10 protein-coding genes and 3 pseudogenes are annotated in these 13,081 nt (G+C 70.1%); 5 read left to right on the top strand and 8 right to left on the bottom strand.

Annotated features, from left to right (window positions below; genetic code table 11):
* Positions 1 to 64: 64 nt before the first annotated feature.
* The 5 genes from ACIBNA_RS16580 to ACIBNA_RS16560 are packed head-to-tail and all read right to left on the bottom strand — an operon-like array spanning position 65 to position 3,721.
* The gene (locus tag ACIBNA_RS16580) at positions 65 to 646 is read right to left on the bottom strand and encodes a GAF domain-containing protein (RefSeq protein WP_399165910.1); all 582 of its coding nucleotides are present in this window, start codon (positions 644 to 646) and stop codon (positions 65 to 67) included.
* A 31-nt stretch (positions 647 to 677) separates the two neighbouring features.
* The gene (locus ACIBNA_RS16575) at positions 678 to 1,280 is read right to left on the bottom strand and encodes a GTP-binding protein (RefSeq protein ID WP_399165909.1); all 603 of its coding nucleotides are present in this window, start codon (positions 1,278 to 1,280) and stop codon (positions 678 to 680) included.
* Complete coding sequence (locus tag ACIBNA_RS16570) at positions 1,258 to 1,635, bottom strand: DUF742 domain-containing protein (RefSeq protein ID WP_399165908.1); 378 nt, start codon at positions 1,633 to 1,635, stop codon at positions 1,258 to 1,260. The genes ACIBNA_RS16575 and ACIBNA_RS16570 overlap by 23 nt, the downstream gene beginning before the upstream one ends.
* A gap of 2 nt (positions 1,636 to 1,637) precedes the next feature.
* Positions 1,638 to 2,066 (bottom strand): roadblock/LC7 domain-containing protein, encoded by a 429-nt coding sequence (locus tag ACIBNA_RS16565; RefSeq protein ID WP_399165907.1) that lies wholly within the window; start codon positions 2,064 to 2,066, stop codon positions 1,638 to 1,640.
* Between the two features lie 50 nt (positions 2,067 to 2,116).
* Positions 2,117 to 3,721 carry a sensor histidine kinase gene (locus tag ACIBNA_RS16560; RefSeq protein WP_399165906.1) on the bottom strand — a complete coding sequence of 535 codons (1,605 nt, stop codon included), beginning with the start codon at positions 3,719 to 3,721 and terminating at the stop codon, positions 2,117 to 2,119.
* A gap of 459 nt (positions 3,722 to 4,180) precedes the next feature.
* Here ACIBNA_RS16560 and ACIBNA_RS16555 point away from each other — a divergent pair, with 459 nt between their 5' ends.
* On the top strand, positions 4,181 to 5,140 hold the full coding sequence (locus ACIBNA_RS16555; protein ID WP_399165905.1) for an FAD-dependent oxidoreductase: 960 nt from the start codon (positions 4,181 to 4,183) through the stop codon (positions 5,138 to 5,140).
* An 18-nt stretch (positions 5,141 to 5,158) separates the two neighbouring features.
* On the opposite strand, the pseudogene ACIBNA_RS16550 reads toward ACIBNA_RS16555, so the two are convergent.
* Positions 5,159 to 5,305, bottom strand: a pseudogene (locus ACIBNA_RS16550) (IS5/IS1182 family transposase); the annotation flags it as partial.
* A gap of 55 nt (positions 5,306 to 5,360) precedes the next feature.
* Here ACIBNA_RS16550 and ACIBNA_RS16545 point away from each other — a divergent pair.
* Positions 5,361 to 5,504, top strand: a pseudogene (locus ACIBNA_RS16545) (IS630 family transposase); the annotation flags it as partial.
* A gap of 32 nt (positions 5,505 to 5,536) precedes the next feature.
* On the opposite strand, the gene ACIBNA_RS16540 reads toward ACIBNA_RS16545, so the two are convergent.
* Both ACIBNA_RS16540 and ACIBNA_RS16535 read right to left on the bottom strand, forming a co-directional pair.
* Positions 5,537 to 5,857 carry an antibiotic biosynthesis monooxygenase family protein gene (locus ACIBNA_RS16540; protein ID WP_399165904.1) on the bottom strand — a complete coding sequence of 107 codons (321 nt, stop codon included), beginning with the start codon at positions 5,855 to 5,857 and terminating at the stop codon, positions 5,537 to 5,539.
* Positions 5,858 to 6,270: 413 nt separating this feature from the next.
* Positions 6,271 to 9,147, bottom strand: a complete 2,877-nt coding sequence (locus ACIBNA_RS16535) for an SAV_2336 N-terminal domain-related protein (protein ID WP_399165903.1) — start codon at positions 9,145 to 9,147, stop codon at positions 6,271 to 6,273.
* 438 nt (positions 9,148 to 9,585) lie between these two features.
* On the opposite strand from ACIBNA_RS16535, the pseudogene ACIBNA_RS16530 reads away from it, so the two are divergent.
* The 3 genes and pseudogenes from ACIBNA_RS16530 (at position 9,586) to ACIBNA_RS16520 (ending at position 12,978) form a co-directional block, all read left to right on the top strand.
* A pseudogene (locus tag ACIBNA_RS16530) lies at positions 9,586 to 10,788 on the top strand (NAD(P)/FAD-dependent oxidoreductase).
* A 93-nt stretch (positions 10,789 to 10,881) separates the two neighbouring features.
* The gene (locus ACIBNA_RS16525) at positions 10,882 to 11,778 is read left to right on the top strand and encodes an RNA polymerase sigma-70 factor (RefSeq protein WP_399165902.1); all 897 of its coding nucleotides are present in this window, start codon (positions 10,882 to 10,884) and stop codon (positions 11,776 to 11,778) included.
* 165 nt (positions 11,779 to 11,943) lie between these two features.
* Positions 11,944 to 12,978, top strand: coding sequence for an NADP-dependent oxidoreductase (locus ACIBNA_RS16520; RefSeq protein ID WP_399165901.1), 1,035 nt, complete (start codon positions 11,944 to 11,946; stop codon positions 12,976 to 12,978).
* Positions 12,979 to 13,081: the final 103 nt, after the last annotated feature.

Here is a 13,081-nt window from a genome sequence, read left to right as displayed (position 1 = left end):
TGCCCGCGGCTCCCTCACCACGAATCAAGGGACCCGGTTGTCGTAGGCCGCCCCTCACACGAGCTCAGATCCCGCCCTTGCGCTCCATTTCGGCGATGCGCTCCGTCAGTTGCTGCGCCATCGACTTGATGGTCTCCAGACCCGCCCGTCCCCATGGACGGGTGTCGGTGTCCACGACGCAGATCGTCCCCAGGGACATCCCGGTCTGCTGGTCGATCAGCGGCGCACCCATGTAGGAGCGGATGCCGATCTCGTCGACGACCGGATTCCCGGCGAACCGCGGATAGTCGCAGACGTCCTCCAGTACCAGTGCCTTGCGCCGTACGACGACGTGCGGGCAGTAGCCGTGGTCACGGGCCATCACCCGGCCCACCTGCGGCCCCGGCTGCAGCTCCATCCCGGGCCGGCCGGCCGCGTACAGGCCGGCGAAGTACTGGCGGCTCTCGTCGATGAAGTTGACCATCGAGAACGGTGCGTTGGTGACGCGCGCCAGGTCGGCGGCGAAGTCGTCGAATTCCTCGACCGGGCTGTCCCCGATGCCGATCTCGCGCAGCCTGGCGACGCGGGCGGGGGCGTCCCTGTCCTCGGGAGTCAGAAGCAGGTGGGAGGTCGGGTCGTACTGGCTGTAGGGAACCGGGGTGGACATGCAGGCTCCAATCGGCCGCGTTGAACGTGTGTCAGCGCAGCGGGTCAAGCTCCGCGGACGGTACGCCGGGAGTCGAGGTGAGCAAGTGCTGTACGAGTGAGATCAACACGCCGGTGCTGGAGGAGCACTGCCGCGCGTCGCACATCACGACGGGGGTGTCGGGCTTGAGGGCGAGGGCGGCGCGGACCTCGTCGGGCGTGTAGTGATAGGCGCCGTCGAACTCGTTGACTCCCACGACGAAACCGATGCCGCGACGTTCGAAGAAGTCGACGGCCGCGAAGCAGTGATCCAGCCGGCGGGTGTCGGCGAGGACCACGGCGCCCAGAGCCCCGTTGGACAACTCGTCCCACATGAACCAGAACCGCTCCTGTCCGGGCGTTCCGAACAGGTACAGGATGTGTTGATCGTCCAGGGTGATGCGGCCGAAGTCCATCGCCACGGTGGTGGTCGACTTGTCCTCGATGCCGACCAGGCTGTCTGTGCGGGCACTGACCTGAGTCAGCAGTTCCTCGGTACTCAGTGGCTCGATCTCGCTGACTGCTCCTACGAAGGTGGTCTTGCCCACCCCGAAGCCTCCGGCAATGAGGATCTTCAGGGCGGTACGGAAGGGGTCAGAGCCGCTTACGAAGGCCATTCAGCACCGCCTCCAGGAGATTTCGGTCGGTTGGGGAGCCCGCCCTCATGACGTGCGGCGCCCGCGTGGTGAGCGCGTCGTGCTGCACGAGGTCGGACAGGAGAACTTTGGTGATGACGGCCGGCAGCCGCAGGTGAGCGGCTACCTCGGCAACCGACAGGGGGACACCGCACAGGTCCAGGACCTGCTCGTAGTCGGGGCCCAAGTAGGCGTTCGGCCGGATGCCGGTGGCCACCACCTGAGTGAGCAGGTCGAAGTGCGCCGAGGGACGGGTGCGCCCGTTGCTGACGGTGTACGGGCGTACCAACCGCCCGGCCTCGTCGTCGAGCCACGCCTCGTCCTGCGCGTCCGTCATCCTCAGCGCCTCGGATCATGGGCCGCGGCGGCCGCCTGTTGCCGGACCGGGGTGGCGAGATACGTGCGGACACTCTTGACCAGCTTGGCCATCTCGTAGCCGAGCACGGCCGCGTCGGCCTCCCGCCCGGCCAGGACCGCCAGACAGGCCCCGGAGCCCGCCGCGCACACGAACAGCAGTGCGGTGTCCAGCTCTACGACCACCTGACGCACGTCCGCACCGTCGGCGAACCGCATCCCTGCGCTGCGCGCGAGGGAGTGCAGACCGGACGCCACGGCCGCCAGATGTTCTGCTTCGTCGATGGTCTCCAGCCCGTCGAATGCCTTCGCCAGTCCGTCCGAGGACAGCAACAGGGCGCTGCGGGCGTGGGGGACCCTTTGGACGAGCCCGGTCAGGAGCCAGTCGAGATTCTGGTTTTGGACGGTAGGCATGTCGCTCACGGTGGCGTTCTTCTCCTCGGGGGTGGTGTGAAGCCTGCGGGTCAGCGAGAGCTTTCAGCGGAACTGTCATCGGGTTCGTTCTCGGCGAGACCGAATCCGCGCTGGAACGTGGCCATCAGCCCTGGATCGTGCTCCACCTCTTGTTCGTTCCCCCTGTACGTGCCGGGAGCGTCCCGGAGCTGCGGCACGAGGTGCTCCTGCGCGTGGCGCTGCGGCAGCGGCGGCCGCTCGTCGTCGGCCGGCCCGCTGGTGCGCGAGGGTCCCCGATCGTACGGCTGCGCGGCCTCCACGGGCCCTGCGTGCCGCGACGCCGCGGGCATTGGCGCGTTTTGAGGCAGCGGCTGCGCCGCGGGCGGCGGGGCCACGTGGCGGGCGGTCGGCTGCGCTGCGGGCGGCGGGGCGACGGGGCGGGCGGTCGGCTGCGCTGCGGGCGGCGGGGCGACGGGGCGGGAGGCCGGCTGCGCTGCGGGCGGCGGGCCCACGGGCTGGGTGCCCGGCTGCGGCGCGGCGGCAGCCTGAACCGGCCGGGACGTGTCGGCAGCCTGGTGCGATGCCTCGTCCGGTTCGTCACCGACCAGGCCGCGCGGAATGATCAAGATGGCCTGGATGCCGCCGAAGATGTTGTTCTGCAGCCGGACCGCGAGGCCATGGCGGCGGGCCAGCGCGGAAACCACGTACAAACCGATTCGGCCGTCCGCGAGCAGCTTGCCGATGTCGATACGGTCCGGCTCGGCGAGCAGCTGGTTGTACCGGTCCTGCTCCTCCAGCGGCATGCCGAGACCGCGGTCCTCGACCTCGACCGCCAGCCCCGCGGCCACCCGCTGGGAACGCAGCAGTACCTGGGTGTGCGGATCCGAGAAGGCCGTGGCGTTCTCGACCAGTTCGGCGAGCAGGTGGATGACGTCGGCGACGGCGTGACCGCGTACCGTCCCCTCGATCGGCGGCACCAGTTTGACCCGGGAGTAGTCCTCGACCTCGGCGATCGATGAACGCAGTACCTCGGTGAGGGTCACCGGGCGGGTCCACTGGCGGCGGGACACGGAGCCGCCCAGCACGGCGACGTTCTCCGCGTGCCGCCGGATGCGGGTGGCCAGGTGGTCGACGTGGAAGAGGCCCTTGAGCAGGTCCGGGTCCTCAACCTCGTTCTCGAGCCGGTCGAGCATGCTGATCGCACGGTGCACAAGGGACTGCAGTCGCCGGGCGAGGTTGACGAAGACCTCGACCCTCTCCTTGCTGTCCTGCCTGCCGTCCTCGGAGGGCTTCGCGGCCGACGCGGCATGCGCGCCCTGCGCGGTGACCGTCTTGGTCTGCCACAGCAAGACGTTGATCTCGTAGGCCAGACGACCGTGTACGTCGCCCTCGGGCGGGGAGTGATGGGTGAACGAAGGCTGCTCGACGCTCTCCCCCCGGGCCAGTCGCTCCAGTAGGTCCTGCAGTTCCGCCTGTCCCGCGGCGACCGCGCGGCGCAGTACCTCGTACTGCCGCAATGCGCTGCGGGCCTCGGCACGGCCGGCGAACACGGCCCCGACCAGAACGCCCGTGCCGAGCACGGCGCCCGCGGTGAGCATGCCCCAGGTGGCGGCGTCGGCGGCGCCGGTCTGAGCAAGCAGTACGTAGATGATCAGGGCCGCCGCGAGAACTGCCATGAGGACAGCGGGCCACAGTGCCAGGCGTACCGTGCGGGACCGGGTGACCGCATCGGCTGGCTGATTCTGGACTGTCCGCCTGGCATGTCTGTTGCGTGCCGGGCCCGCCGCGGTCGTTGTTCGACCGGCATCCGAGCGCGCTGTGAATGTCGGGGAATCGGGCATCGAAGTCCTCTCGATCAGCCAGTTCGGACACCTGGCGGCGCAGCGCAAGCCAACCGGCAACTCGGGTTCGCGATGGGAGGGTTATTCGGTCGGCCACCCTACGCCAGTCTCATCCGTGTGGCGTAATCACATGGGTAGTCGCTTGGTCATAAAGAGGACTTACCGGACTGCCGAAACGATTCGTCTGCCATCGGGCCCCGGCACGCCACATGGTGCTCGAGCAGAGCACCGGCCCGCGGAGCGCGACGGGATGCGGCCGAACTCGCGGAGTGCTCGAACGGCTACGGTCGGACCATGCCAACGAACGAGGGGATCGTCGTCCTGGGCGGCGGAGTCTCCGGCCTCACCACTGGAGTCGTGCTGTTGGAGGCCGGGCTGTCCGTACGGTTGGTCGCCGAGGAGATCCCCGCCCGTACATCACTCGTGGCCGGCGCGATCTGGGGTCCGCACCTTGTCGAGCCCTGGGCGGATGTCCGGGAATGGGGGCTCACATCTCTCGATGCCTTCCGGCGTCTCGCCGAGGAAGGCAAGGCCGGTGTCCGCATGGCAAGCGGGATCATGGCGGCCCGGCAACCCTTCGAGGAACCAGGGTGGAGCGAACTCGTCTCCGACTTTCGGGAGGCTGACGCCTCCGAGCTTCCTCACGGCTTCCTCGCCGGTCGCCGCTTCACCGCCCCGGTCGTCGACATGCCGGTCTATCTCGGCCATCTGCGGCGCCGTTTCCGCGATCTTGGCGGACGGCTTGAGCAGCGCGTGATCTGCTCACTCGACGAGTTCGCTGGTGTGTCCGCCGTCGTCAACTGCGCCGGCATGGGCGCCGCCGCGCTGGCCGGCGACCTCACGTTGCGGCCAACCCGTGTACATCAGCTGGTGGTTGAGAATCCGGGCGTCACGGAGTTCTTCTCCGAGCTCACAGGACCGTCGTCCGCCCTCGTCCACTTCTATCCGCACGGGGACACAGTCGTTCTGGGCGGTAGCGCGATCGACTATGACGGTGACTTGTCCGAGGACGCGGCCGCGGCGCACGGCATCGTCGAGCGTTGCGCCGCGGTCGAGCCGAGGCTGGTTGATGCCCGGGTCGTCGAGCATCGAGTGGACGTCCGACCGACGCGCTTCGAGGTGCGGGTCGAGTCCGACCGCCGTGAAGACGGCATCCCTGTGATTCACAACTACGGGCACGGTGGAGCCGGAGTGACGCTGTCGTGGGGCTGCGCGCGGGAGGTCGCGCAGTTGCTCGTCGAGGGGCTTTGGTGACCGCTGGCCGGGCCGTGGAGCTCGCCGCGCCTTGACGGCCTGTTGACCGGCGGACAAGTTGTCCCATCGGCCGCGGTAAGGGAGACGGACCGTGCCGCCTGCGCCCTGGTAGCCCTTGTCCGCCCAGCAGGCGATGTCGGCCTCGGCGGGAGCGTCGATGATGCCGCCTACCTGTTGTGGCTGGGGGTTCGAACGGTGCCGGCCGCCGTACACGGGCGCCCGAGCCCTGCACCGCTACCCGCGCTGGCGCAACGCCAACGCCCGCCACCCCGACGTGCTCGCCGCCCAGCGCAAGGAACGCGCCCGCATCCGCAGCGAGAAGAACCTCCGCTGGGGCGGCGGACCACAACAGACAGCAGCCTGAATACAAAACTGGCAAAACTTCCGGCCACAAACCTACGGCCGGTGTACGGACACGACCTCGTACGGTGCGAGGTCGAGCGTCGCGATCTTCAGTACTTGCTCCATGCACGCCCGCACGTCGGCGTCTTCGCGCGCGGCCGCCAGATCCGCCTGCGAACGCCACTGGTTGTAGTTGGCCACTCGAGTGCCCTCAAGACCCCGGTGAATATTGGCCTGCACATAGCCAGGCTGCTTCGGCATCACCTCCCGCGCCATGTACTGGAGCAGCTCGATGAGACGTTGCTGATTCTCGGGAGCGACGGTGAAGACATTGATGTAAGTGACCAGGTCACCGCCCGTACTGATCTCGGTCATGCTCAGTATCTCCTCGCAGGCCCTGTGAATCATGGTGTCTGTCACAGGAGGCAACACGGATCGGCACCGCGTTTCTTCCAGGCCATGGCACTGCGCAACGCGCATGCCCAGCAAAGGAGTTCGGCGCCCAGGACCTTCCGCACACCAGGCTTCGGGAGCGCCGGGCTGAGCCCTGTGTGCGCTGCGACAGTGGCCCGTCCTGGTTCTGGGACAGACTGCAGGTGAGGGGCTGCCCGAGCTTGCGCCAGCGGGTCGTGGCCACTGCCGGCCTGTATCTGAAGGCGCCTCTCACCTCGACGCTGCGGGGAGCCCGTGGTGACGTTGGCACGATGGCTCAGGCGCTCCTCCCCGGCTGTTCACGCTCGGTTACTATGCTCACTTCATGCCGGAGGCCGGAAGCGAGGGGCGCATCGTCATTGAACAGCCTCCTCGATAGCCTGGAGTGCCTCGCGGTACCGACCTGCCTCCGCCAGGCGGTTGGACTGGTTGTTCAAGGTCATGGCGTGGCCCGCGCCGAAGACGCCGAAGTCCCGGCGCCTCAGCTCCCGGTACAGCGTCTCCGCTTCGGAGACCGCGTCGAGACGCTCCCCTGCCCGGCCGGCTTCGCCCAGTCGCACGGAAAGACTACTGAGGGCCTCGGCGAGACCAGACGAGAAGGGGACGGAGGCGGAGTTACCCCCTACCGACAGCAGCTCTCGGTACACCTCCACGCTCTCCAGGGCCGCAGCGAGCGACTCCTCCCGCTGCCCCACGGAGGCCAGTTGGTTCGAGAACGTCAGGAGAAGACGGGCGAATTCCAGCCCGTAGGTGCCGATGTCCTGTCCCGCCAGATCCCGAATCCGCCGGACGTCCTCAGCGACGACCTGCTCAGACGCTCGGTCGGCCGTCGGGTCTCCGGACGCAAGGGCGAACGCCTCGGCCAGGTCGGCGGCGGAGGGTCTGCGGGTGGGGTCGTGCTCCAAGCAACGCCAAAGAGCCCGCAGGAGCACCGGGCCGATCCCGGGGTTGGTAAAGGGGCCATGTCCCGAGTTGTCGGCCCTGGGGTCGCTCCACCGTCCCGAGAGGAAGGCCAGCAGCAGCGCACCGACGGCGTACACATCGCTCTGCGGCGTGAGCGACCGCCCGTCGTCGTCCGCCTTCAGGTAGGTGTCGCTGAGGGGCAGCACGTCGCGGTGAGCACTGTCGACTCCGTCGACCGTCGCGGTCGCCCAGCCGACCAGCCGGACGTCGCGGTCGGTCACGAGAACGGCCAGGGGTGAGAGCGAGCCGTGCACCAGCCCCCTGGAGTGGGCGAGGGCAACGGCCTCCGTCAGGCCCAGCCCGATCCGCAAGAAAAGCTCCTCCGGGACCGTTCCCCCGTGTTCGTCGAGGACGGCGCGAAGGTTCGGTGCGGGCGGTGAGGACGGGGCGTCTGCGCGGCGGTGGACGCAGCTCGCCGCGACCCACGGCAGCTCCCCTGTGGTGGGCGCCGCCACACCGAGGAGTGCGGGGGCATGCGCGCCCTGCATCCGCGTCAGGCACTCGGCTTCCGTCCGGACGAGGTCCCGCGCGGTTCCCGGGTCGCGGGTACGCAGCATGACCGGCGCCCGGACCGTGGCGACGGTGCCGTCCTCGTCCTCGGCCAGGTACATCGTCAGGTGCGGCCAACCGTGGGCACTGCGTGCACGGAGCCGGAATCGACCGAGCCGTACCGGGTCCTCCGGCAGGAGCTCCACCCAGCCGGCTGGCAGGGTCTCACCCGGCGCGTCGTCGTACGCCTCATCAGTCCCGGCGGCTGCGGAGTCCCGGGGCTCGGTGGAATCCCCGGTCTCACCCCCGGGGACACGGGGCGTTTTCGGCATGGGTGCCACCGGCCTTGCATCGGCGGATGGGATGCCGAGCCGCGTTAGCACCTGCTCCCGTAGCCAGCCGAAGGAGCGCCCGGTGTCGTCGATGACGGCCGCGCCGTCCGGGTGCCCGACCCACGCCGGGAAGACCGGGGCGCGGCCGACGGCGGCCTCAATGCGCCGCGTCACAGCCTCGGCGGTGCGCAGCAGTTCCCTCGGGGAGACGGCGCTGAGGAGAACGCGCCGGGCGCCGTCCGTGAAGTCGAACCGCCGGTGGTGCGGCAGCCGGTCCGCCCCGTCGGCGTCGAGCTCGTGCATCAAGCCCCCCAGGAACACCTCCATGAGGTGGCCGATGTCGGTCGGCGGCCCGAGGGCGGCCTGCACCAGGCGCATCACGGGCGGCGTGACGGGGGCGACGGCCGCCACGTGGGCCGCGAGCCGATACGCCTCGGCGGACGCGGCCTCCCTGAAGCGGAGTACCGCTTCGGCAGCGTCGCCGTCCCGGGCGTCGGCGACGGTCCGGCTGGAGCCGGGTCGGCCGGCGTCCCACAGCGGGAGGAGCGCTGTGCCGCCGGGTGAGGCGACGAGCCACGCCCAGTCGGCGACGGCTGTAGGGGTCGGCGCGAGGACCGGGACGGGTACGGAGTCGAAGCGGACCAGGTCCGGCGGCAGGTCCGGGTCGGTGACGTGCCAGGCGCGGGTGGGGCCGCCGCGGCGATGGGTGGTGACCTGCCAGCGCCGTGCGCCGATGCCGGTGCTCGCCCAGAGCCGGGACGGCAGTGCCTGGACGATCGCGATGGGACCGCAACGTCCCCAGCGGTCCGTCACCTGGCGCATCCCGCCGTCCCGCCAGGCTTCGCCCACACCGTCGCTGACGACTAGGACGAGGGTGTTGCCGGTCAGGTCGCACAGGGACTTCGGCGACAAGAGCCGGCCGCGGTGGCGGTACGGGCTGGTCCGCAGGGACGGAGTGCCGCTGCGCGTGTCGAGCCCGTACACACGCACGTCTCGGAAGGCCCCGGCACGTTCCATCAGCGCCCGGACATCGGCGGCGAGCCGCTGCCAGAGGACCATGGAGACGCCGTCGTCAACCACGAGGGCCAGGGACAGCCAGCGGGTGCGCACCGCACGGGTGACGGTCTCGGGCACGCCCGTCTCAGCGATGGCAGCGACGGTCCGTGTGACGTCGAGTTCCTGCTGGCGCCGGTCGGGGAAGCGCTGCCGCAGCGGCCGGAGGGACTTGCCGAGCCGGAGCTGCCCGGCGCCGAGGGTGCTGCTGTCCGGGGCGCGGACTGCGACCGCCGGCGACAGGCCCGCGAGCGCTGGCGCGTCTTCGTCGGGACTGGGCCGCGCCGAGGCCAGAAGCGGGCGCGCGGACCGCTTCCTCGTGGACTCCGCAGCGGTCGGCTCTGATGCCGCTGGCTGGGGTGGGAGAGTCGCCAACGCCGACCAGGTCATCGACATGGGGACGGGGCGGCGGCGTCGCAGGCGGAACCATCGTCGCCACCGGCACCCCCGACAGAGCCACCGGCCGCTACACCGCGATCACCTGAGCCCGGAGCGGACGGATTGACCGCAGCCGCCCGTGGTCAGGCGAGGGCGAGTCTTTCCAGCTTCTTGGCGTCGACGCTGTCACGGCCGCCTTCGGCCGGGCACTGCTCCAGGGCGATCGCGGCCAGGGTGTAGTCGCGGCGGCTGATGGCGTTGTTGACGGCCGCGCGTTGGGTGAGAGGACAAGCCGAGTCACCGTGCCGCTCTCGAAACCGTCGCCTGACCCACCCTGTTGAGCCACTGCGGTCACAGCTCCGGGCGAGCCCAGTGAAGTGATCTGCTTCACACCCTGTCACAGCGACCGGCTATGCGGTGACTTATGGCCGAACACCTGGAACCGAAGGAGGCGCCATGACTGGGAACACGCAGGTGGTCGTGATCGGTGGCGGATACGCGGGCGTGATGGCTGCGAACCGGCTGACGCAGCGCGACGACGTGACGGTGACGCTGATCAACCCGCGCCCGGATCTTGTCCACCGGGTCCGCCTGCACCAGTTGGTGGGCGGGTCCGACGACGCGGTCGTCGCGTACGAGGACGTCCTGGCCGAGCGGGTCCGGCTGGTGGTCGACAGCGTGACGCGGATCGACGCGGCCGCACGCAGCGTGACGCTTACAGCCCACGCCACGCTCGACTACGACTACCTGATCTACGCCGTGGGCAGCGGCAGCGCGGAACCGGGCGTGCCCGGCGCTGAGTTCGCGTACCCGATCGCCACCCTGGAGGAGGCACAGCGGCTGCGTGCCGTCCTCGAAGCCACGCCGGAGACGGCCCCGGTGACGGTGGTCGGCGCCGGTCCCACCGGCATCGAGACCGCCGCCGAACTGGCGGAACAGGGCCGCCAGGTGACCCTGGTCTGCGGCGGAGTTCTCGGCCCGTACCTGCACACGCGGGGCCGGCGCTCGGTGGCGAAGCGGCTGGCCGCGCTCGGTGTGACGGTCATCGACGGCTCGGACACGAAGGTGACGCAGGAACCGGCGACGCCGTACGGCTCGCTGACGGCCGTGAGCTGCCGAGCGAGGTGACCGTCTGGACCGTCGGCTTCGGCGTTCCCGACCTGGCCGCGCGCAGCGGGCTGAGCACCGACGCCGTGGGCCGCCTGCTCACGGACGAGACGCTGACGAGCGTGGACGACGCGCGCATCGTCGCGGCCGGGGACGGCGGCATCGTCCGGCCTGCCGCTGCGGATGAGCTGCCTGAACGCGTCTCCGCTGGGCGCGCGGGCCGCCGACACCGTACTCAGCCGACTCGCGGGTGAGCAGCCGGAGAACCTCCACCAGTCGATGTACGCCCAGTGCATCAGCCTGGGGCGAAGCGCGGGCATCTACCAGTTCGCCAACAGGTCCGACGTCGCGGTGCGGCTGTACATCGACGATGGCTTCGGCGCCCGGATCAAGGAAATGGTTTGCCAGGGCATCCCCAAGCACCTGGCCGGGGAGGCGCACAAGCCCGGTTCGTTCAGGCTGCACCGCATGCCCGGAGGCGTCGCCAAGCGCAAGCAGATGCTGCGCGACCACCGCGCCGGGACACCGGCCGCAGCCGACCGGGCAGCCTGACCGGTGGGTGCTGGGGAGGATCTTGCTGTGGACGCACGCGAACGCGGTCGGCCGCCACGGCCGACCGCGAAGGACGAGGAGAAGGGACGAGAGATGAGCGACGACGCCACCGACCCGGCGACCGAGGCATTCCTCGCTCACCGCAACCTGATCTTCACCGTCGCCTACGAGGTACTCGGATCGGCGGCCGACGCCGAGGACGTCCTCCAGGAGACCTGGCTGCAGTGGGTTAAGGCCGACCGGGGGCAAGTACGCGACCAGCGCGCCTTCCTCGTCCGGATCACCACCCGCCAGGCGCTCAACCGGCTGCGCACCATCAAGCGCCAGCGGGAGGCGTACGTCGGCTCCTGGCTGCCCGAGCCGCTGCTCACCACGCCGGACGTGGCCCAGGACATCGAGCTCGCTGAGAGCGTGTCGATGGCGCTCATGCTCGTCCTCGAGACGCTGTCACCGACCGAGCGTGCCGTCTTCGTGCTGCGTGAAGCCTTCGACATCAGCTATGACGAGATCGCCGAGGCCGTCGACAAGAGCCCCGCGGCCGTCCGCCAGATCGCCCACCGCGCTCGCCGGCACGTCGAAGCCCGCCGCCCCCGCCGGGTGGTCTCCTCGAACGAGGGCCAGGCGGTCCTGGAATCGTTCCACCGCGCGGTCGAAACCGGGGACTCGCACGCCCTCCTTGAGGTCCTCGCCCCTGAGGTCGTCCTGATGAGCGACGGCGGCGGCATCAAACACGCCGCGCTGCGGCCGGTCACTGGCGCCGATCGGGTGGCCCGTATGTTCGCCGGCGGCATCGGCAAGGTCGAAGCCACGATCACCACCGAACCGACCGCGATCAACGGCAACCCGGCACTTCTCGTCCGCCTGGACGGCGAGATCGACGGCGTCATGGCGATCAGTGTCCAGGACGCCCTCATCACCGGCCTCTACTACGTCCGCAACCCCGAGAAGCTGTCCCACCTCACATCCGCGACCCCGCTCACCCTGCGCTGAACACCAACGGTCCCCGACCGCGGACGTCAATCCTTCCAACGCAGCGGACCTGGCCTACCTCGCCCTGGCCGCATGGCGTGGGGCCGCTTCAGCCGCGAGTCCTTCACCGCTGACCCGCCAGGGGGACAACCGATGAGCCATACAAGCGAGCGAAGAGGAGAAATCATGAAGGCAGTGCGTTACCACTCCTACGGCGGCAGCGACGTCCTCGTCTACGAGGAGGCAGACCGGCCGGTGCCAGGTGTGGGCCAAGTAGTGGTGCAGGTGGTCGGCACCTCGTACAACGACGCGGACTCGGGCCTCCGCGCGGGATTGCGACAGGACATGCTCCCCCTGGCCTTCCCGCACATTCCCGGCCTCGACCTGGCCGGAGTCATTACCGCGGTCGGCGAGGGGGTGTCCGACTGGAGGGTGGGGGACGCGGTGGTCGCGCTGCTGCCGGCGGACGCGCCCGGCGCGGCCGCCGAATACGTCGCCGTATCCGCCGAGGCGCTGGCCACCGCCCCCCGCACTGTCGAGCTGGCCGACGCCGCGGCCCTGCCCCTCGTCGGGCTGACGGCATGGCAGGCCCTGTTCGAACACGCCGACCTCAAGCCTGGGCAGAACATCCTGATCAACGGCGCGGGCAGCGCAGTGGGCGGGTACGCCGTCCAGCTTGCCGCGCAGGCCGGTGCCATCGTGACCGCAACCGCCAGTGCGCGCAGCCGCGACCGTGTCCGCTCCTACGGCGCGGACCGGATCGTCGACTACGCCGTGACCCCCGTTGTGCAGGCGCTCGCCGGGCAGCACTTCGACGTGGTGCTGCAGCTGGCTCCCGCCGGCCCCGAGGAGAACGCGCAGCTGGTGGACCTGGTCGCCGACGGCGGAGCCTTCGTCAGCGTCACCACTCCCGGCCCGCAGGATGCCGGACGCGGGGTGCGCACGGTGCACGTGTTCGTGCGCAGCGACGTCACCCAGCTCGCCGACCTGGTCGCCCGCGTCGACGCCGGAGATCTGGCGATCGAGGTGGCCCAGCGGCTGCCACTGGCCGACCTGGCCACGGTCCACGCCCGCGCCGCCGGCCGGTTCGCCCGGATCGCCGAGCTGGCCGCCCAGGTCGAGGGCGGAGACCTGGCCGAGCGGCTGCGTGCCGACCCGGCCGCGGTCCGCGCCCCGGCTGCCGCCGGAGAGCTGGCCGGCAAGACCATCCTGACTCCCTGACCCGAGCGACGCTGGCGCCAGCCCGGTGACCGTGATGGCACCCTCTGAAAAACGGCCAGGTGATGCTCGCATCCTGCCCAGACATGCTCAGTGGAGCGGGCCA

Origin of the sequence: Streptomyces sp. NPDC050164 (assembly GCF_044459945.1) — a bacterium.
In the GTDB taxonomy this organism is placed as follows: domain Bacteria; phylum Actinomycetota; class Actinomycetes; order Streptomycetales; family Streptomycetaceae; genus Streptomyces; species Streptomyces coeruleorubidus_A.
This window is presented reverse-complemented; position numbering and strand designations above follow the sequence as displayed.